We start from the raw sequence: 20,228 nt of genomic DNA, 5'->3' as shown, positions 1-20,228 counted from the left end.
GATCCGGGGGGCCGCCATAAAGGCGGAATGGAGCGGGGCTCAGATCTCCTTGAGCACGTAATTCCGCGTGCCCAGTCCGATTTCCTCGGCGTAGGAGAGCTGGAGGTCCCCCTGGGTGTGCTTCCACGTGCCCAAGAACTTGTGCCCGCCGGGGTCGAAGTTGGAGCCCAGCTGGGAGCCGTGGAGGCCGTGTTGGCGATTGACCAGATCAAGGCAGGCTTTGTCAATGGCTACGGGGTCCCAGGAGGCGAGGATGCCTATGTCGGGCACGATGGGCGCGTCCGACCAGGAGGCGCAGTCGCAGTCCGGAGTGATGTTCACCAGGAAGTTGAAGTAGGCGGTCTTGTCCTGGCGGTTTTTCACGGCCCCGAGGGCGTATTCCACCATCTTTTCGGTGAAGGGGCCCAGTTCCGTGGCCCAGTCCATGCTGATGGCCTTGGTGCGGCACACGGTCATGCACTCGCCGCAGCCCACGCACATGGACTTGTCGATGGCGGCCTTCTTGGCCGCGAACTTCACGGCGTTCTCCGGGCAGACGCGCAGGCACTCGGCGCAGCCCACGCACTTGCCCGCGCTGACCTGGAAGCGGGGCGAATGCTGGTCCCGCTTGCCCGCCGGGGGCGAGCAGCCCATGGCCAGGTTCTTGATGGCCCCGCCGAAGCCGGCCATCTCGTGGCCCTTGAAGTGGGACACGGCGATCATGGAGTCGGAGTCCAGGATGCCGGAGGCGATCTTGACCTTCTTGAAGTGCTTGAGGTTCACCTCGACCTCGCGCCAGTCGTTGCCGCGCAGGCCGTCGGCGATGAGCGCGGGGGCCCCGGCGGTCTCGTAGCTGAAACCGTGCATTACGGTGGTGCGCAGGTGGTCCACGGCGTTGTGGCGCGAGCCGGAGTAGAGCGTGGCCGTGTCCGTCAGGAACGGGTTGGCCCCGTGCTTGCGCAGCCGGTCCACGACCGCGCGCACCAGGACGGGGCTGATGAAGGTGTCGTTGCCGAGTTCGCCGAAGTGGACCTTCACGGCCGTGAGCGCGCCGTCCGCGGCCAGGGACTTGAACCCGGCCTTGTCGAAGAGCTTGGCGATGCGGGAGAGCTTGTTGTCCTTGGGGCCTCGGGCGCGCAGGCCCGCGAAGTAGACGGTGCTTGGCTGGGGAGCGTTCATTCGGGCTGACCTCGCGTGGGAGTCGGGTTGAGGCCCGATTGTGGCCCCGGGCGAGGCGCAGGTCAAGCGGGCGGGGGAAAATCCCGCTCTGGCAAACCGGGCGGAAGTGGGTCATAGCGTAAGGCGACGCCCGCGCCTGCGGACGTGGAGGACTCAATGGATTTCGGGATGTTTGTGCGCCTCTCCCGGCGGGAGATGCGCGGCGGCTTGAAGGGCGTCTGGACGTTTCTGGGCTGCCTGGCCCTGGGCGTGGCCGCCATAGCGGCGGTGGGCTCGCTTGCGGCCGCGTTCCGCAGCGCCGTGGAGGGACAGGCCGCGCTGATCACCGGCGGCGATGTGGCCGTGAGCCAGAGCCACACCCCCCTGGCCCCGCAGGAACTGGCCGTGCTCAAGGGCCTGGGGCGCGTCTCCGAGGTCATGGAGATGCGGGCCATGGCCTCCAGGCTCGAAGGCGAGCCCAGGCGCACCCTGGCCTCGCTCAAGGCCGTGGACGAAGCCTACCCCCTGCGCGGGGAGGCGGTGCTCTCCACGGGCGAGCTTCTGGGCTCGGCGCTTGCGCTGCGCGACGGCCTCTACGGCGTGGTGGTCCACCCCGACCTGCTGGCCCGCCTGGGCCTGAAGGTCGGGGACAGAATGGCCGTCGGTGATGCCGAATTCCAGGTGCGGGCCACCATCCTGCAGGAGCCGGACCGGGCTTTCAGGCTGCTGGCCTTCGGGCCGCGCGCCGTGATCTCTTCCAAGGGCATGGAGGCCACGGGGCTGCTGCTGCCGGGCAGCCTGGTGCGATACGAATACCGCCTCCTGCTGCCCGACGCCCCTGGGGCGGCCTCCGACCCTGACCTCGCAGCCGCGCGCCTCAAGGCCGAGCTCAAGGACCCCGGGGTGCGCATCCGCACCGCCAGCGAGGTCTCGCCCACGGTGGGCGACGGCTTCCGCAGGCTGGCCGGGCTCATGTCCCTGGTGGGGCTCTCCGCGCTGCTGCTGGGCGGTCTGGGGGTCTTCGAGGCGGTGGCGGGCTACCTGGACTCCAAGACCGCAACCATCGCCACGTTCAAGGCCATCGGCGCCTCGAGCCGGACCGTGTTCTGGATATTCTTCCCGCAGATCATGCTGTTGGCCTGCGCGGGCGTCCTTGCGGGCGTGGCCGTGGGCGCGCTGGCCGGCCTGCTGGCCGGTCCGCTGCTGGCCGACGTGCTGCCCGTGGCCCCCGTGTCGGGCGTGTACCCCAAAGCCCTGGGCCTGGCCGCGCTCTTCGGGCTGCTCACGGCCGTGGCTTGCAGCGTCCCGCCCCTCTCCTCACGTACGCGGGTGGGGGCCATGAGCCTGTTCCGAGGCTACACGGACCCGCGCCGCCCGCGCCCCGGCCGCGCCGCCCTGGCCGTATCCGCAGCGTGCGGGCTGGCCCTGGCCCTGCTGGTGCTGGCCACGTCGCCCAACCGGCTGCTGGGCTGGGGCTTCCTGGGTTCGGTCGCGGCCTGCGCCGTGGCCTTCCGGGCGCTGGCCTGGGTCATGTCGGTGGCCGCTAGGGCCGTGCCGCTGCCCTCGGACCCGCGCGCCGCCCTGGCCATCAGGGGCTTTTCCCGTCCGGGCAACCCCAGCGGTTCGGTGGTGGCCTGCCTCGGGCTTGGGCTCACGGTGCTGGCGGCGGTGAGCCTTTCCGACGCCAATTTCCAGTACGCCATGCGCTCCGAACTGCCGGAGCAGGCCCCATCGTTCTTTTTCCTGGATGTGCAGCCCTACCAGATCGACGAATTCACATCCCTGGTCTCCTCGGTGCCCGGCGTTGAGCGTGTCGAGAAGGCCCCCTCGCTGCGCGGGCGCATCGTGAGCGTCAAGGGCGTCCCTGTGGATCAACTGGCCGTGGCCGAGAACGTAACCTGGGCCGTGCGCGGCGACCGCAGCCTGACCTGGGCCAGGGAAATGCCCCACGGCGCGAAGCTGGAGGCCGGGAAGTGGTGGCCGCAGGACTATTCCGGCCCGCCGCTGGTCTCCATGGACGCCGAGGTGGCCCAGGGACTGGGTCTCAAAGTGGGCGACAGGCTCACCGTATCCGTCTACGGCCGCGAGATTGAGCTGACCGTCTCCAGCCTGCGCCGCATCCGCTGGCTCTCCCTGGCGCTCAACCACGTGTTCGTGCTCTCGCCCGGCGTCATCGAGGACCAGCCCATGACCTATCTGGCCACGGCCTACGTTTCGCCCACGGCCCCGGAAGCCGCCGAGGAGGTCTACCGGAGGGTGGGGGCGCGCTTCGGCAACGTGAGCGTGCAGCGGGTGGACGAGGCCCTGGCGGACGTGGGCAACCTGGCGGAGCAGATCGCCGTGGCCGTGCGGGCCAGCGCGGTGGTCACGCTGCTGGCGGGGCTTCTTGTGCTGGCCCAGAGCCTGCGGGCCTCCATGGGGCGCAGGATCTACGAGGCGGTGATCTACAAGGTCTGCGGGGCCACCCGGGCGGACATCATGGCCGTGATGCTGGGCGAGTACGGGCTGGCCGGGCTGGCCGCCGGGCTTGCCGCGCTGATCCTGGGAGCCGGGCTCTCCTGGTTCTTCGTCACCCAGACCATGCAGACCTCCTGGGGATTCTTCGCCGCGCCCGTGGCCCTGACCCTGGGGCTTGGCATAGCGCTGACCCTGGGCATGGCCATGCGGAGCCTGTGGCGGATGCTTTCCAGCAAGGCCTGGCCGCACCTGCGCAACGAGTAGCAGGGAGGAGACGGGAAGGCTCCGCCTCCCCGCACCCCACCGGCAGGGGCATGATGCCCCTGCACCCCGCGACCGGACTTGGGGCGCGTTTTTCCTGCTGTCCTGTGACATCTTTCCCGAAGCCGGTCCCAGCCGTCCTATGAGGATGCGCCAGAGGAAGGACCACGTCGAGGGGGTCCGGGGGAAATCATTTCCCCCGGCGGGGCCCGGGGCGGAGCCCCGCCCAGCCCCCAATTAAAAAGGCCCCGCCGAGGCGGGGCCTTCGATTCTCAATCTCCTCCGTTTTCTCACTGTTCCGACAGCCACTCCCGGAAGGTGCGAAGCTCGTCGTTCCAGCCCGTGGAGAGCCGTATCTCCAGGAACTGGCGGTAGAGGTCGTCCACGAACTCCAGGCACTGGTCCAGGAGCATCATCTTCTCCAGGAAGGGGGCGTCGGGGTCGTCGCCTTCCTCCAGGCGCGTCTCGATCTTGGGGGTCTTGAGCCCGGAGAGCGAGAAGTCGTCGGAACCCAGCAGCACGGTCCAGGTGGCCCCGTCGCGCTCCAGGCGCAGGAGGGCCTTGTCCACCAGCTTGCCGTTGCGCAGGCCCAGCTTGGCCTCGGTGAACTCGGCGTGGGGGCCGGTGACCACGGCCTTCTCCACGTTGTCGCCGGACCCGCCGCGCACGGAGAGGCGCTGCTCCAGGTAGACGTTGAACTCGCGCCCGTCGGACGAGCGGAAGAGCCAGCCGTTCTTCTCCGAGCGGAACCAGAGCCAGGTCAGGAAGTCCTGGCCGAGCACGCCGTCCTGTATTGCGGCCTTGATGAGATCCATGGGGTCCTCCTAGGGGGCCGCGAAGGGGCTGGGTTCGAGGTCGTCGAGCAGGGCGTGGCGGGATTCGTCCGTCATGCGCCGGGCCAGGAAGTAGGGGGTCAGCGGCTCCAGGCTCAGCCCGAAGCTCATGTTGAAATGATCCTCGAACAGGGCGCGCACCTTGGAGTTGGTGGTGGCCAGCAGCACCATGTTGGAGCGCAGGTTCCACACCGCGTCGAACACCGCCGGAATGGGCAGGAAGCGGGTGCGCAGCTTGAGCATGACCTGGTCCTTGATTTCGGACTTGCGGTCCTTGGTGATGAAGGATTTGCCCGTCTCCTTCATGGCCTCCTTCTCGGCCTTCACGGCCAGCAGGAAATGCTTCTTGAACACGGCGGGGGGCACCCGGCGGGTGTCGAGCCGCAGGGAGAAGGCCACGTAGTGCGCCTTCTCGGGTGGGGCGGCGTGCCAGAAGCTGTCCAGCCAGTCTTCCAGGCAGACCCAGCCGAAGCTGCGCTCGTCGGCGGTGTTGTCGATGTCGCGGAAGCTGTATTTCGCCAGGCGCTCGGGAATTTCCGAGGCGATCTGGCCCGTCATGTCCCCGACCACGGCGTAGCGGGTGAAGCTGCCGCTTGCAGCGAGAATGCCCACGGGAACCTCCAGTGCGGATGTGTGTGCGTCCCGGCTTGCGGTTGCTGCCGGGCCGGCCACCGAGCACCTACCCTCTTTTTCAGCGGCGCGCCACTGCCGGGATGACCGGCGGCTTGGATGGCCCGCTTTATGCTAATCATACCTCAAACGGAGGATATGAACATGTCACTTTGGAAGGTCTCCACAGGCAACGGCAGGATCAGTTTCGGGTCCAAATCCCGGGCGCTCGGCGGCTCCAGGGGCTGCAACGAGCCCTTCAAGGGCTCCTTCTGGTGCCCTGGGCGCGGGTGGTTCGCCAAGGAGCCCTGCCCCTTCGCGAGCAAGGCGGAATGCGACAACTACAAGCGCATGTGCGGCGCGATCTGATGGCTGCACAGGCCGGTCAGGAAGCGTCTGAGGCGATGCGCGCTCCGCGTCCGTCCTCCTTGGGGATGTCTGCCCGGCATCATGGCGGGCATCCCCACGGGGGGCGGGCGCGGCACTTTTTATCTTGTTTCAAAATGGTCGGGTGGAATGGGTCGCGGGGGCATGGCTTACAAATTTGTATCAATTTGTGTCGATGTTACAAAATTGCCGCACCGCAGCCGCGCCGAGCGGATAATGGCCGCACGTGGGCGCAAGCGTCTTTGAATTTCCGGGCCGATGGTCTATGCACTGGGGCGAGCGAACCGCAATCCACGGAGGAGCCATGCCCCGCGCAAAGCACAAGACCCTCGACACCGGCATCAAGACCCTGGGCCCGGCGGCGATACCCTCCCCGCTGACCTACTGCCGTTTCGTGCCCGACGACATCAAGGTGCCGTTGCGCGTCTCCCCGGAGGACCTGGACGACCCCGCCCAGAACGCCGACGTGCTCTTTGAGCCCGCCGGGCCGCGCGCCAACATCTTTTTCGACTCCTCCAAGGTCAAGGCAGCCATCGTGACCTGCGGCGGACTCTGCCCGGGCATCAACGACGTCATCCGCTCCATCGTCATGGAGGCCCACCACAATTACAACCTGGCCGCCACGCTGGGCATCCGCTACGGGCTGCAGGGCTTCATCCCCAAGTACGGCCACGAGATCGTGGAGCTGACCCCGTCCAACGTCTCCAACATCCACGAGTTCGGCGGCACCATGCTCGGCTCCTCGCGGGGGCCGCAGCCGCCGGAGGAGATCGTGGACGCCCTGGAGCGCTCCAACATCGGGGTGCTCTTCGTCATCGGCGGCGACGGCACGCTCAAGGCGGCGCGCGCCATCCACGAGGAAGTGGTGCGGCGCGGGGCCAGGATCGCCGTGATCGGCGTGCCCAAGACCATCGACAACGACATCAGCCTCGTCACCCAATCCTTCGGGTTCGACACAGCCGTGGAGAAGGCCACCGAGGCCATCCGCTGCGCCCACACCGAGGCCCTTGGCGTGCTCGGCGGCGTGGGGCTGGTGAAGCTCATGGGGCGCGAGTCCGGCTTCATCGCGGCCCAGGCCACCCTGGCGCTCAAGGAGGTCAACTTCGTGCTCGTGCCGGAGGATCCCTTCCAGCTCCGGGGCGAGCACGGCCTGCTGCCCGCGCTGGAGAAACGCCTCAAGGCCCGCAAGCACGCGGTGATCGTTGTGGCCGAGGGAGCGGGGCAGCACCTGCTGGAGCAGTCCGGCAAGACCGACGCCTCGGGCAACCCGGTGCTGGGCGACATCGCCACGCTGCTCTCCGGCGAGATTACGGAGTACATGAAGGAGCGCGGCCAGCCCATGACGCTCAAGTACATCGACCCCAGCTATATCATCCGCTCGGTCCCGGCCAACGCCAACGACCGCGTGTATTGCGGCTTCCTGGGGCAGTTCGCGGTGCATGCGGCCATGGCGGGCAAGACGGGCATGGTGGTCAGCAAGGTCTACGGCCGCTACGTGCACCTTCCGCTGGAGCTGGTGACCAGGAAGCGCAAGAAGCTGGATCTGGCCTCGGATTACTGGCGGGCCGTGCTGGAGTCCACGGGCCAGTACGCCATCTCGCCCATGTGCAAGGACGGCGTGGGGCCTGCCTGCCTGGTGTAGGCGCGGGCGGATTGGCGCGCGGATGGAGCGTGCCGCGCTCCCGCCGCAAACACGGATGAGGAGCGTGAGTACCGGGCCGGCACGTCCCGGTTGCCGGGGCAAGCCCCAAAAAAGAACCGAAAAGCCCGGCTCCGGCGGTTTGACCGCCGGAGCCGGGCTTTTGTCATCTGATGAGCAATTCCGCTAGGCGGAGGTGTTGACGGCCACACCGCGCTGCAGCTCACGGGGGGCATAGCCCGCCAGTTGCTTGGAGCGGTGGCCCCTGCGGCGGCGCACATGATGGTGGTGATGATGCCCCGACTGTGCTGCGGCGGCCTGGGTCGCGGTGTCGGTGGAGCTGGTGCCGCCGGTTGTTGCGGCGTCCGCAGCGGTGGCGTCCGCTGACGCGGCGTTGGCCGTGGTTGTGTCCGTGGCAGCGGCGGTGTCGGTCGCCGGAGCGGCGGCTTCGGTTTCGGCGCCGGTCTCGGCCGCTTCGGCCTCCTCGCCGGGCTCGGGGAGCAGGTCGGTCAGCGAGGTGTCGCCGGAGTTGGCGGCCAGGGCGTTCTGCAGGTCGGCCGTGGCCTTGGCCGTGGCCTGGCCCAGGGCTGCCTGGGCTCCGCTCACGGTCTGGACCCCGAACTCCTCGTTTTGGCCGTTCTGGAAATAGTTGTTGATGGTCTTGTTCAGCTCGCCGTTGAAGAAGGCTATGGCCTTGTCCCCGGCCTTCGTGCCGAACGTGCGGTCGATGAACTCCAGGCCGTCCACCAGCCCTTCGCTAAGGCTCTCCTCGGTGACGTTCTGCCCGCCGGTCTTGGCGATCACCAGGCCCATGACCACGCGGGCGGCGTTGTCGCCGAAGTGGTTCTGCACGTAGTTCACGGCGTGCTCAAGCGCCCGCTCCAGCTTGCCCTGGGGCTGGCTGTTGGAGGCCTGGGAGCCGGTGGCGGCGTTCTCCGCCGAGGCAGGCGTCTTGGCGGCGTCGGCAGGCGTGGAGTGCCCGGCGATCACGCTGGCGAAGGCGTCCACGGCCTCCCTGGAGAGCGGCTGGACGAACTGCGCGAAGGGGCCTGATTTGCCGAAGATGGTGCTGGTGCCTGTTATGTTCATGGCGGTGTCCTCACTGCCGTCATCGGCCGTAACCCGGATAACTTTAGGGTTGCGCCGAACTTGGGGGTTGCCCGCAGGCCCCGGGCGCGGGTAGGTATCGCGGCCATGAACGGATGGACCGGAAAAATCCTCCGCGTGGACCTCACGCGCGGCACAGCGAGCGTGGAAACGCCCGACCAGGAGTTGCTGCGCCTGTGGATCGGCGGCAGGGGCCTGGCCGGATATTACCTCGATCCCTGCATCCACCTGCCCTGGGACCACCCGGAGATGCCCTTGTGCCTCTTCGCCGGGCCGCTCACCGGCACGGTTGCCCCCTCGGCCGGGCGGGCCTGCCTGGCCTCGCGCTCGCCGCTGACCGGCGGCTTCTTCGATGCGCAGGCGGGCGGACGCCTGGGCGCGCAGCTCAAGAAGGCCGGGTTCGACGGCGTGGTGGTCACCGGCAGGGCGGACACGCCGATGGGGCTGAAGATCGCGGACGGCGTCTGCGCCCTGGAGGACGCTTCGGGCCTCGCGGGCCTGAACCGCTCCCGGCTGCTTACGTCCCTGCGCTGGGATGGCGCGGTTGCCGCCACAGGGCCTGCGGCCGAACACGGGGCGCGCATGGCCTCGGTCTGGGTGGACGCGCGCCACGGCTTCCAGCGCGGCGGGCTGGGGCTCGGCTGGGCTGCGAAGAATTTGAAATACATCGCCGTGAAAGACTCGGGCAGGGTGGCGGTGGCCGACCCGGCCGGGCTCAAGGCCGCGCGCGAGGACATCCTGCGCCTGACCGCCGCCTCGCCCTATCTCTCCGGCGGGCACGGCCTCTCCCGCTTCGGCTCCTGCGCCCTGTACGACCTTATGGACGCCCGCTCCATGATGCCCACGCGCAACTTCCGGGCCTCGCGCTTCGCCGCCGCAACGCAGTGCAACGCGGTGCAACTGGCCCGGCGCTTCGAGAGCGCCCCCTACGGCTGCCGGGGCTGCCACATCCGCTGCGGCAGGGTGGCCGCCGACGGCCGCACCCTGCCGGACCTGGACGCGCTCTCGCACTTCACGGCCCTGCTGGACGTTGCGAACCTCGATTTCGCGGCCCAGGCGAACGCCCTGTGCCTGGAGCTGGGGCTGGACCCGGTGTCCACCGCCTCCACCCTGGCTTGCGAGGCCGAGCTGACCGGCGCGGCCCCCGACACCGCGCGGCTGCTGGCCGCCATCGAAGACCTGGCCCAAGGCCGCAGGCCGGACCTGGCCCAAGGCGCGGCAGCCCTGGCGCGCTCGCAGGGCCGTCCCGAATCGGCCATGACCGTGAAGGGCCTGGAGCTGCCCGCGCAGGACCCGCGCGGCGCATACGGCCTAGCCCTGGCCAGCGCCGTGTCCCCGCGCGGCGGCTGCCACCTGGGGGCGCTGCCCATGAGCCACGAGGTGCTGCGCAAGCCTGTGGCCACGGACCGCTTCAGCTTCCTGGGCAAGGCCCGGATCATCGCCCTGGCCGAAAACGCCGGGGCCGTGGGCGACAGCCTGGTGGTCTGCCGCAACATCTTCTACGCCGCCTCGCTGGAGGAATACGGACACGCATTCGAGGCCGTCACCGGCCTGGGGGGCGCGGCGGAGTTGTTCGCCCGCGCGGGTGAGCGCATCCGGTACCGGGAGTGCCTGATGAACGCCCGGCTGGGCTTCGGCGCTGCGCAGGACGTCCTGCCGGAGCGCCTCTTTGCCGCACCAGGGGCCATGGGAACCGAGCCGGACGCGCGGCCCATCCCGCGCGAGGCCTTCCTGGAGGCCAGGGCGCGCTATTACGCGGTGCGCGGCCTGGACGCCCACGGGCTGCCCACCCTGGAGAAATCCCGCGAACTGGGCCTGTTGGAGAGCTACCGCCGCTTCAGGCCGGAAGGTCCGGGCGGGGAAGGTGAAGGCGGGGAGGGCGGCCATGCTTGATGAACTGGACATCTACGCCCGCAAGCTGGCTGCCGCCGGGCTCTGCGAGCCGGGCGCGCCCGTGCTGGGCTTCCTGGACGACAGGCTGGCCTTCAACCGCGAAGCCCCCGAGAACGCCGTGCTGGCCGGGGTGTTCGAGCGCATGGGCATCAACTCGCTGCTCTGGCTGCCGCTCGGCGAGCCGTACGCCACCATCGTGGACTTCCTGGCCGGGCGCAGCGGCGGGGCCATCCTGCCGCGCGACTGCGAGACGCGCACCTTCCTGCACGATCTGCCTGTGGTGGAATCCTTCGACGCGGCGACCCTGGCCGAGGCCCTGTCCCGGCGAAAGAGCGTGATCGTGCGGGGCAGGGGGGTGCTGGCCCACGGCGCGGTGAGCCCGGAGCAGGCCTTCGTCAGCGCCAGTTCCGTGTGTTTCGCCAGCTTCGTGAAGTTCTTTTCCGACTACCTGGCCCTCAAGCGGGAGGGCCGGTCCGACCCTGCCTACGAGGCCGCCTTCCACACTGCCAAAAGATTCCTGGCCCCGCCGCGCACCGTGGCCCCGGAGCTGGCCGAAGGCCCCTTCGAGACCAGGGAGCAGGCCCTGGCGGCCATGGACGCCGCGGGCAAGGCCACCGTGGGCCTGGGGCTGGTGGATTCCTTCTTCGGCAACATCTCCTGCAATCTGGACGGGGTGCTGCTCATCAGCCAGACCGGCTCCTCACTGGACGAGCTGCCGGACTGCGTGGACCCTTGCCACCTGGACGGCTCCTCCTGCGCGGGGCTCACGGCCTCCAGCGAACTGACCGCGCATCAGGCAATAGTGGCCCTCACCGGGGCCGGGGTCATCCTGCACGGGCACCCGCGCTTCGCGGTGATCCTCTCCATGGATTGCGACGTGGCGAACTGTCCGGACGCCGCGCGTTGCCACGTGGACTGCTCGCGCCCCCGCTTCCTGGGGGAGCGGGGCATCCTGGCGGAGATCCCAGTGGTGCCGGGCGAGGTGGGCACGGGGCCGCGCGGGCTGGTGAACACGCTGCCCCCGGCCATGCTCGGGAGGCGCGGGGCCGTGGTGCTTGGGCACGGGTTGTTCGCCACGGGGCGCACCGGCTTCCGGGAAGCCTTCGACACCCTGCTCAGCGTGGAGAACGCCTGCCGCGAGGAGTACTTCCGCCGGGTGGAGAGCTTTGGCGGCTAGCAGCCTGTTGATGAAGACGATTTGTTCGGTCCGTTCAAAAAACGCGCGGGCAAGGCGCAGGAACAACCCAAACCCGATGCGTATTGGGCATACGTGAGGGTTTGGGTTTTTCGCCGCAACGCAACCCGCGTGGATTTTTCAAGGGACAGTTAGGCCTTGGGCGGGCGCTTGGCCCCCACGGCCCACTTCACCTGGCGGCATAGGCCCATGAGCATGTTGAACTCCGCGCGCTTGAGGCGGATGCGCTCCACGAAGGCTCGCACGGGCAGCATCCAGTAGTCGGGGTTGTCGTCCTTGATGAAGTCGATGGCGGTGAGGGCCTCGCGCAGGTTGGCGAACAGGGCCTCGCGCTCCTTGTGGGTGGCGGCGCGGGATTCCTGCGCCGGGGCGGGCTCACCGGGCTCCTCGGCGCTCTGGAGGGCCGCGGCGGGCACGGCGCGGGCCGTGGCGGCCTTCATGAACTCGTACAGGATGATGAGCACGGCCTGGGAAAGGTTCAGCGAGGATGCCTCCTCCGAGGTGGGGATGCACACGAGCCTGTCGCAGACCTTGGTCTCGTCGTTGGTCAGGCCCTTGTCCTCCGGCCCGAAGAGGATGGCCACGCCGGAGCCTGCGCGCACGGCCTCCATGCCCCGCGCGGCGGCGGTCTCCGGGGTGAGCAGGCCCTTTCTCCACCCTCCTGTGCGGGCCGTGGTGCCGTAGACGGCCTGGAAAGGGGCCAGGGCCTGGGCCAGGTCGTCCACCACGGTCATGGAGTCGAGGATCTCCTGCCCTTTCTGGGTGGCCAAGGCGCGTGCTCGGCCCTCGTCCCACTCCTGCGGGCTGACCACGATCAGCCGCGAGCAGCCCATGTTGGCCATGGCCCGGGCCGTTGAGCCGATGTTGGCGGAAAATTTCGGTCTGAATAGCACGACAGCCAGGTTGCTCAGCATGTTCGCCTCCGTGGCGGGGCCTGTAGCCCCGGACGGCTTGGCTTGCAAGGCCGTGAATGATAACCGGGCGGCTTCCAAGGCAACAAAGGGAGGAATCATGGCCGTATCACCCGACAAGAACATCTACCTGGTGGGCCCTCGCGCCTGCGGCAAGACCACCGTGGGCCGCAGGCTGGCCCAGGCCCTCTCCCGCCCCTTCATGGACCTGGACGAGGAGTTCACCCACACCACCGGCCGCACCATCGCGGACGTGGTGGAGACCGAAGGCTGGGATTCCTTCCGCGAACTGGAGACCGCCGTCCTGGCCGCCGTGGCCGAGACCCCGGGCAACGTGGTGGCCACGGGCGGCGGCGCGGTGCTCAAGGCCCGCAACCGCGAGCTCTTGGGCCAGGGCGTCACCGTGTACCTCCAGGCCGACCCGGAGAAGGTGGTGGCCCGGCTCATGGAGGAGCTGCTGCCCGAGCAGCGGCCCGCGCTCACCAACCTTTCGCTCGAGGACGAAGTCCGCAGGACCGTGCAGGAGCGCGAACCCTACTATCTGGCCTGCGCCCACCTGGTGGCCCCGGACAGCCCACTGGACGAGTTGGTGGAGCGCCTGACCCAGGAGCTCGAGAACTGGTCGGAGTAAAGCCCGAATCCCACAACTAGCCCGAACACCCCTAAAGCAAATCCCGTTCGTTCCGATATGCCTCGCAAGGGAGAGGAGATTGCGGTGCGGCTGCACCTGCCACGGCAGGAGGCCGCGCCGCAATCCGCAGGACGAGTGCGTCCCGCGTATCCAGACGAAGCGAGGTTTGCCATGTACGCTTACAAGACTCCCGACTCCCAGCCCCTGCTGCGCTCCGCACTGGTTGTCAGCGCAAGCGAAGGCCACGCAAGGGTTGACCGCCTGAGCCTCAAGAACGCCCGCATCCCCTTCTCGCGCGCCGTGCCCGGCGGCAAGAGCGCCCTGGAGCACCTCCGCAAGCACGGGGCCGACGTGGTCTTCATAGACGACGTGCTCTGCGACGGCACCGGCTGGGACTTCATGCGCACCCTGAAGGCGGACCCGCGCTTCGCATCCATCCCCGTGGTCATGATCGGACGCTCCGTGAGCCGCGAACGCGTGCTGGAGGCCATCGGCCTGGGCTGCGTGGGCTTCATGCTGCGCCCCTACACCCTGGATACCTTCTTCAAGCATCTGGCCCTGGCCCGCAAGGTCGGCTCCTGCCTGCGCTCGGAGCTGGGCAATGTGGCCGCTTGCACGGCGCTGATCGAGGAAGGGCAGGCCGAGGAGGCCGTCGAGGTCCTGGAGAAGACCCTGGAGACCACGGACGAGGCCCGGCACCATTACGAGCGCGGCCTGCAGTTGCTGGAGCGCGAGGAGTACAGCCAGGCGGTCTCGGCCTTCACCACCGCCGCCCGCCTGAGCGAGCTCATGTACGAGGCGCATCTGGGCCTGGCCCGCTGCTGGCAGGCCCTGGGCGACGAGGTGCGCTACCGCAAGGCCATGACCCGCGCCGCGGACATCTGCGCCCGCACCAAGCGCTTCGAGCACTACAAGAAGGAATTCGTGAGCATCCTGCAGAACGACCGCAGCGGCTTCAACCCGTTCCTGAGCCTGGGCATGCGCCTGGCCCGCGAGATGGACTGGGACGGTGCGGTCATGGCTCTGAGCAACGCCCTGCGCCTGGACCCGGACAACGCCAAGGGGCACCTGGAGCTGGCCAAGGCCTACCATTTCAAGCGCGAACCCGCCCTGGCCGCCAAGGCCGTGACCCAGGCCCTGCGGCTGGACGCCCACGAGGAGGAGGCCCAGGACCTCTACCAGCGTTGGACCGGAAAGGTCTGGGGCGAGCGTGAGGTGGTCCGCGTCCTGGAGGACAAGCCCTCCGGCCCCATCATCCCGGACGCCATCCCCAGCATGCTCAACGCCGTGCTCTACGTGGCCGGGGTGGTCACCGAGGGTCTGCATAAGATGCGCCGCAACTACGCCGCCTAGCAGCATCTCTTAGTTGCTTGCGGACTCTCAGGAGAACCGGCGGAGGGGAAACCTTCCGCCGGTTTCTTTTTGGGGCTGGGTGACCGCTGAAATAGTTTCCCGCAGCCTGTTCAAAAAGTTCGCTGGCAAGGCGCTCGAAAAAGTCAAGGCAGACGCGTAGCGCGCCTACGCGAGGTTTTGACTTTTTCGAGGCAACGCAGCCAGCGGAGTTTTTTCAACAGGCTGCTAGGCCCTTGCGGCGGCGCCGTCAGGGTCGAAGCGGCGGGCGACGATGATGAAGCTCACGGCCGCCCCGGCCAGGATCACGGCGGCGTTCGCCAGGGGGAAGTGGGCGTAGCCCAGCAGGTGCACGGCCTCGCTGCCGATCATGGGGCCCAGGAAGCTGCCCGTCTGCAATGACATGGTCATCAGGTTGGAGTTCACGGCCCGGTAGCGCTCGTCCGAGATGGTGAACATCAGCCCGTAGAGCGCGGGCGAGCTCAGGCCCATGCCCACGCCCAGCAGCAGGGCCGAGGCGCAGACCATGCCGAGCCCCTGGGCCCAGGTGAGCATCACGAACCCGGCGGCGGTGAGCGCGAAGCTCAGCCGGACCAGGCGCAGCTTGCGCACCCTGTCGAAGAGCCTGTTGGCCATCAGGCGCAGCACGATCATGCAGACCATCTGCATGGTGAAGAAGAACCCCACCCCCTGGAATCCCTTGGACTCGAAGAATCCCTTGGCCATGAAGAACATGGACGAGAACCCGACGATGTAGAGCGCGTTGATGCAAAGTAGCAGCGCGATGCGCGGCCGGGCGGCGTTGGCGTACATGTCGCGCAGGCTCACGGAGGGCTCCGGGCGGGAGTCGGCCTTGCGCCGCCTGCCCACCACGAAGACCACGGCCATGGCGGGCACCAGGCACAGCGACATGATGGTGTAGCCGTTCGCCAGCGAGCCAAGTCGCGGGCCCAGGGCGTCGAAGACGCTGGGCACGATGGAGTAGGGCAGCAGGATGGCCACCGAATAGAGCCCGAAGGCCTGCCCGCTGCGCCCCGAGGGGATCAGGGAGACCAGCAGGGTCATGGAGGCGGCCATGATCAGGTAGATGCCCAGGCCGTTGGCCAGGCGCAGCGCCAGGATGCCGCCGGGGCTCTGCAGGAACAGGTAGCCCGAGCCGCAGGCCATGAGCGTGAGCGCCCCCGCGATGGCGCAGGCCGCGGCCCGCCGCCTGGTCATGAAGGGGCTCAGCACCAGGTAGCACGCGATGGTGGCCAGCGAGGAGCTGCCGATCAGGAAGCCGCGCCAGCCCTCGGGGATGCCGATGTTCGCGAGGTGGACGTAGAGGCTGTAGTAGACCGTGATGTTGCAGTAGGCCAGGAAGATGAGCAGGCACAGGCCGATGAACCCGAAGCTGAAGAGGGTCGTCGGGGCCTGGTCCTGGGCCTGGCTCTGGCCGGGGGCGTCTGGAGTGTTGGGAGGATTCATTGTCCGGTCCGGTGGGTGCTGTGAATGCGGGCCGCTACGCCCTGGGGCGGTGCAAGTCAACACGCAGCGGGGCGAAGGATTTTCTCCCCGCGTTCCTTCCGGACGCTTGCATAGATGCGGTCGCGGGGCTAGCCTGCGTTCGCCGATTGGGGTGTTCCGGCTTCGACGCCGGAACTGAGATCATACCCATTGAACCTGACGCAGTTCGGACTGCCGGAGGGAATCGGACCCCGGGCGGCCTGAGGCCCGGCACATCCCCGAACCACCCGGCGCTCCGCCAAGGAGCCCGCCCATGATCGACCGCGCAGCACTCCGCTCAGACATCGCCGCCATCCGCCAGCGCGCCCCGCTGGTGCTCTCCGTCACCAACAACGTGGTCACCAACGTCACGGCCAACGCCCTGCTGGCCCTGGGGGCCTCCCCGGCCATGAGCCACGCCGCCCCGGACGCGGCAGAACTGGCCGGGTTCGCCTCCGCCGTGGTGCTGAACATGGGCACCCCCGCGCCCGCCTATGTGGAGAGCATGCTGGCGGCGGGCAAAGCCGCCAACGCCGCCGGGGTGCCCGTGGCCTTCGACCCCGTGGCCTGCGGGGCCACGAGCTTCAGGCGCGAGCTGGCCGCGAAGCTGCTTAAGGAAGTCAAGATGGCGGCCATCCGGGGCAACGCCTCGGAGATTCTCTTCCTGGCTGGGATTGAGGCATCGTCCAAGGGCGTGGACAGCGTCCACGAGAGCGTCCAGGCCGTGGAGGCCGCGAAGGCGGTGGCCCAGCGGCACGGTTGCGCCGTGTGCGTGAGCGGGGCCGTGGACGTGGTGGCGGACGGGGAGCGCGTGCACCTGCTGGAGGGCGGGCACCCCATGATGACGCTGGTCACGGGCATGGGCTGCACGGCCACCGCGCTGGTTGGGGCGTTCCTGGCCGTGAACGCGGACGCCTTCACGGCTACGCTGCACGCCATGGCCGTGATGGGGGAATGCGGGGGCAAGGCCGCCGCCGGGGTCAAGGGGCCGGGGTCGTTGCAGGTTGGTTTTCTGGACGGGTTGTACGGGCTCGGGCGTGCTGAGCGCGAAAACGGTTGAGCATATGACGTTTATGATTGGATATATATTAGCAGTAGAATCAATGTGGATAAATCGTGTTTGAATTTTGCTGATGCTATGGTATGGGTGGGGCAATTAGAATTTTTGGTGTTGTAATGGGTATGCTTCCCAAGGCTTTGCTAACTTAATTGGCTTTAAGGATAAACAAGGGAGTGGGTATGTCCAGTAATGACTTGATATTGTTAGGTCAATTGTTGGATCAGCGGTTGTCAGAAGTCGGACAAGGTTTGAGTGAGGAAGAATATTTTGAAGTATTTTCTGCTGAACAAGCCCTCAAAGATGATGATTTGTCATACGAAGAGCTTACATCTGGTGTAGTTGATGGGGGTGGGGATGGAGGAATAGACTCATTCTTCTTTTTCATTAATGACGTACCATTCAATGATGATATTGATGTATCTTTACTTAAAAAAGGTGTTCATCTTCGACTGGCATTAATACAGTCTAAAACTTCGCAAAGTTTCAGTGAGTCGGCAATTGATAAGATGATTAGCAGCGCAAGGGACATATTTGATTTAGGAAAAGATGTGAAAGCGCTTTCGACAGTGTATAATAAATCGCTTCTTGATCGTGTTGCTGGTTTTAGGAGAACTTTTCTCGCGTTAACATCTAAATTTCCAAGTGTATCATTTGAATATTACTATGTTACAAAAGGGCTTGAAGTTCATAATAATGTTGAAAGAAAGGTTCCTGCGCTCGAACAAACCATCAAAGGGCTCTTTAACCCGTCGACATTTTCATTTAAATTCATAACCGCATCAAATTTACTTGCAAACGCTCGGCGTAGTCCGTCGCTATCTACAAGTCTAAGGTTAGCTGAAAACCCAATCTCGACAGGTCAAGAAGGATTTGTCTGTCTCGTCTCGTTGAGGGACTATCTTGCATTTATCACAGATGAGGCTGGGCATCTAAGGTCCCATTTGTTCGAAGGGAATGTCAGGGATTATCAAGGTAAAACAGAAGTAAATGGTGAGATACGTAGGACGTTAGAGGAGGCGCCAACTGAAGATTTTTGGTGGCTTAATAATGGGGTTTCTTTGATATGTTCTGATGCAAGCTTGAGTGGCAAGGTGTTGACGATTAAAGACGCAGAGATCGTCAATGGTCTTCAGTCGTCGAGGGAAATATTCAATGCATTGCACGCCAAAGATGTCTCTAAGGAACCAAGGAACTTATTGGTCAGAGTATTAAAGCCACAAAGTCAAGAAAGTCGCGATCGTATAATAAAGGCTACAAACAGCCAAACCCCAATCCCGCCATCTTCATTGAGGGCGACAGACAAGATTCATCGTGACATCGAGGAGTATCTTTATTCAAAAGGGCTTTATTATGATCGCCGGAAAAATTACTATAAAAACATCGGCAAGCCAATTAAGAAAATTTTCGGCATCCCTTTCGTAGCGCAATCAGTGATGGCTTGCGCTTTGTCCGACCCTGGAAATGCACGGGCCCGCCCATCGAGTCTCATTAAGAACGAAGAAGCCTACCGACGTATTTTCAACGCGGACTATCCGATTGATATCTATTTGAAATGCCCTCTTATCGTTCAAATGATTTCCGAGGTACTAAGGCAGCATGCAGGAGAAGAATATCGCAAGCATCTCAATAATCTATTGTTTTATGTCTCGGCTGTTTGGACTTTAGGTCAAACGCATTTGCCCAATCCAGGTGTGCAGCAGATTGCCAATATCGATATAGCGTTGGTTTCCAAAGAAAGCGTTCTTCCCGTCGCCGAAGAGGTCTGGTCTGAATATGTTCGCTTAGGAGGGAACGATCAGGTGGCCAAAGGGAATGAATTGGGTAAGGTTCTGATTGAGAAGCATCGTAAGCAGGCTATTGCTGCAATCATGGATTCTCAAAAATAATGACATTCTGAGATTAACAACGCTTATTTTGACATGATAAAAGCCTACGGTTTTGTTGGGTGCATGATTAGTACGTTATGAATCTCTGCCCAAGTGGGTTCTTTATCGCCTCATGGGCGGCGGCCCTGACTGCTGCTGCCCTCCGCTCTGCGCGGGCGCGGGTTTCTTGGCCGCGCCGGGCAGCACGATCTGCGTGGCCACCAACTGCCCCGCGCTCAGCCCCGACAGCACTTCCGTCTCGTTGAGCCCGGCCAGTCCGAGTTCAGGGTAAACCCTCTCCGCCTTGCCGTCCCGCACCAGGAACACCGTCTGCTTGTTGTCCACCCACTTGAGCGCCGAGTTGGGGATCACCAGCACGCCCTGCTTCTTCTGCACCACGATCTGGCATTGGGTGGTCATTTCAGGGCGCAGGCGGGTGGCGTTTTCCGCGCTCAGGCGCACGAGCGCCTGGTAATAGACGATGTTGTCGCGGATCTCCGGCTGGGGGTAGATGGTCCCCACGCTGCCTGTGAACGTCGTGTCCGGGTAGGCGTCCACGCGGAACTCCACGGGCATGTCCGGCTTCACCTGGCCCACGTCGGTCTCGTCCACGTAGATCCACATTTCAAGGCGGGTGGGGTCCAGCACGGTGATGAGGTTGGCCACCTGCAGGCCCGCCACCACGGTCTCGCCCTGCTGGGTGCTGACCTGGCTGACCACGCCGTCGATGGGCGAGACTATCCGCGTGTAGGTGATGCGCGTGACGATGGTCTGAAGCCCGGCCTCGGCCTCCTCCACGCTCTTGTCCGCCTTGACCTTCTCCTTGATGAATTCGGTCTTGTTCAGGTCCAGCGTTGCTTTGCGGGCGCGCACCGTGTTGGCGGTGACCAGCTCCTCGCGCATGGCCGCCTCCTGGGTGTCGCGGGCCACCAGGTTCTGCTTGAGCAGTTGGGTCTGGCGGGCGGCGTTGGCCTTGGCGTAGTCCCACTGGGCCTCGGCCAGCTTGAGCTGGGCGTCGGCCTCGGCGATGCGCCGTGGATACACGTCGTCCACACGCTGCTTCTCGGCCTGGGCGCGCTCCAGCTTGGCCTGGGCCTCCTCGCGCTGGGCCTGCAGTTCGCGATCGTCGATGACGGCGATGGTCTGCCCGGCCTTCACCGCGTCGCCCACGCGCACGTGCATCTCCTTGAGGGTGCCGGTGGCGCGCGCGCCGATGCGCACGATGGCCCCGACCTGGGCCTTCACGATGCCCGTGGCCTGGAGCACCTTGCGCACGTCGCCCTGGCGCACCTCGGCCGTGGCCAGCACCTTGGCCTCGCGGTCCTGCATGCCGGGCCGCCAGACAGCCAGGGCCACGGCGGCCAGCAGCGCCGCGAGGGCGAACCATTTCCAATGCCTGCGCAGCACG

General features: G+C 65.8%; 16 protein-coding genes and 1 riboswitch. Of the genes, 9 read left to right on the top strand and 7 right to left on the bottom strand.

The annotated features are described in order from the left end of the window. Nucleotides 1–39: 39 nt before the first annotated feature. A complete protein-coding gene (locus MLE18_RS02500) occupies nt 40–1,158 on the bottom strand; it encodes a DUF362 domain-containing protein (protein ID WP_243367068.1) in 1,119 nt (372 codons plus the stop codon). A gap of 156 nt (nt 1,159–1,314) precedes the next feature. Here MLE18_RS02500 and MLE18_RS02495 point away from each other — a divergent pair, with 156 nt between their 5' ends. Then, complete coding sequence (locus tag MLE18_RS02495) at nt 1,315–3,858, top strand: ABC transporter permease (protein WP_243367066.1); 2,544 nt, start codon at nt 1,315–1,317, stop codon at nt 3,856–3,858. A gap of 287 nt (nt 3,859–4,145) precedes the next feature. Here MLE18_RS02495 and MLE18_RS02490 read toward each other — a convergent pair whose 3' ends face one another. Together MLE18_RS02490 and MLE18_RS02485 are read right to left on the bottom strand one after the other, a co-directional pair. Beyond that, on the bottom strand, nt 4,146–4,670 hold the full coding sequence (locus tag MLE18_RS02490; protein ID WP_243367064.1) for a hypothetical protein: 525 nt from the start codon (nt 4,668–4,670) through the stop codon (nt 4,146–4,148). A 9-nt stretch (nt 4,671–4,679) separates the two neighbouring features. Next, complete coding sequence (locus MLE18_RS02485; protein WP_243367061.1) at nt 4,680–5,300, bottom strand: recombination-associated protein RdgC; 621 nt, start codon at nt 5,298–5,300, stop codon at nt 4,680–4,682. 162 nt (nt 5,301–5,462) lie between these two features. Between MLE18_RS02485 and MLE18_RS02480 the strand changes: the two genes are divergently transcribed. Further along, nucleotides 5,463–5,666, top strand: a complete 204-nt coding sequence (locus tag MLE18_RS02480) for a hypothetical protein (protein WP_243367058.1) — start codon at nt 5,463–5,465, stop codon at nt 5,664–5,666. 322 nt (nt 5,667–5,988) lie between these two features. Continuing rightward, the gene (locus tag MLE18_RS02475; protein WP_243367055.1) at nt 5,989–7,326 is read left to right on the top strand and encodes an ATP-dependent 6-phosphofructokinase; all 1,338 of its coding nucleotides are present in this window, start codon (nt 5,989–5,991) and stop codon (nt 7,324–7,326) included. A gap of 183 nt (nt 7,327–7,509) precedes the next feature. Here MLE18_RS02475 and MLE18_RS02470 read toward each other — a convergent pair whose 3' ends face one another. Then, nucleotides 7,510–8,412, bottom strand: coding sequence for a hypothetical protein (locus MLE18_RS02470; protein WP_243367053.1), 903 nt, complete (start codon nt 8,410–8,412; stop codon nt 7,510–7,512). Nucleotides 8,413–8,517: 105 nt separating this feature from the next. On the opposite strand from MLE18_RS02470, the gene MLE18_RS02465 reads away from it, so the two are divergent. Both MLE18_RS02465 and MLE18_RS02460 read left to right on the top strand, forming a co-directional pair. Beyond that, the gene (locus MLE18_RS02465; RefSeq protein ID WP_243367051.1) at nt 8,518–10,323 is read left to right on the top strand and encodes an aldehyde ferredoxin oxidoreductase family protein; all 1,806 of its coding nucleotides are present in this window, start codon (nt 8,518–8,520) and stop codon (nt 10,321–10,323) included. Further along, a complete protein-coding gene (locus MLE18_RS02460; protein ID WP_243367049.1) occupies nt 10,316–11,500 on the top strand; it encodes a class II aldolase/adducin family protein in 1,185 nt (394 codons plus the stop codon). The genes MLE18_RS02465 and MLE18_RS02460 overlap by 8 nt, the downstream gene beginning before the upstream one ends. 149 nt (nt 11,501–11,649) lie before the next feature. Here MLE18_RS02460 and MLE18_RS02455 read toward each other — a convergent pair whose 3' ends face one another. Continuing rightward, on the bottom strand, nt 11,650–12,432 hold the full coding sequence (locus MLE18_RS02455) for an RNA methyltransferase (protein ID WP_243367047.1): 783 nt from the start codon (nt 12,430–12,432) through the stop codon (nt 11,650–11,652). Nucleotides 12,433–12,529: 97 nt separating this feature from the next. Here MLE18_RS02455 and aroL point away from each other — a divergent pair, with 97 nt between their 5' ends. Both aroL and MLE18_RS02445 read left to right on the top strand, forming a co-directional pair. Next, the gene (gene aroL, locus MLE18_RS02450; RefSeq protein ID WP_243367045.1) at nt 12,530–13,060 is read left to right on the top strand and encodes a shikimate kinase AroL; all 531 of its coding nucleotides are present in this window, start codon (nt 12,530–12,532) and stop codon (nt 13,058–13,060) included. A gap of 171 nt (nt 13,061–13,231) precedes the next feature. Beyond that, nucleotides 13,232–14,413 carry a tetratricopeptide repeat protein gene (locus tag MLE18_RS02445; RefSeq protein ID WP_243367043.1) on the top strand — a complete coding sequence of 394 codons (1,182 nt, stop codon included), beginning with the start codon at nt 13,232–13,234 and terminating at the stop codon, nt 14,411–14,413. A gap of 225 nt (nt 14,414–14,638) precedes the next feature. On the opposite strand, the gene MLE18_RS02440 is transcribed toward MLE18_RS02445, so the two are convergent. Next, complete coding sequence (locus MLE18_RS02440) at nt 14,639–15,877, bottom strand: MFS transporter (RefSeq protein WP_243367041.1); 1,239 nt, start codon at nt 15,875–15,877, stop codon at nt 14,639–14,641. Nucleotides 15,878–16,014: 137 nt separating this feature from the next. Continuing rightward, a riboswitch (TPP riboswitch) is annotated at nt 16,015–16,116 on the top strand. Between the two features lie 53 nt (nt 16,117–16,169). Here MLE18_RS02440 and thiM point away from each other — a divergent pair. After that, nucleotides 16,170–16,955, top strand: coding sequence for a hydroxyethylthiazole kinase (thiM, locus tag MLE18_RS02435; RefSeq protein WP_243367039.1), 786 nt, complete (start codon nt 16,170–16,172; stop codon nt 16,953–16,955). Nucleotides 16,956–17,134: 179 nt separating this feature from the next. Continuing rightward, nucleotides 17,135–18,841: an AIPR family protein gene (locus tag MLE18_RS02430; protein WP_243367036.1), complete on the top strand. Its 1,707-nt coding sequence runs from the start codon at nt 17,135–17,137 to the stop codon at nt 18,839–18,841. Between the two features lie 102 nt (nt 18,842–18,943). Here MLE18_RS02430 and MLE18_RS02425 read toward each other — a convergent pair whose 3' ends face one another. Further along, on the bottom strand, nt 18,944–20,227 hold the full coding sequence (locus tag MLE18_RS02425; RefSeq protein WP_243367034.1) for an efflux RND transporter periplasmic adaptor subunit: 1,284 nt from the start codon (nt 20,225–20,227) through the stop codon (nt 18,944–18,946). Nucleotide 20,228: the final 1 nt, after the last annotated feature.

Origin of the sequence: Fundidesulfovibrio soli (assembly GCF_022808695.1) — a bacterium.
In the GTDB taxonomy this organism is placed as follows: domain Bacteria; phylum Desulfobacterota; class Desulfovibrionia; order Desulfovibrionales; family Desulfovibrionaceae; genus Fundidesulfovibrio; species Fundidesulfovibrio soli.
This window is presented reverse-complemented; position numbering and strand designations above follow the sequence as displayed.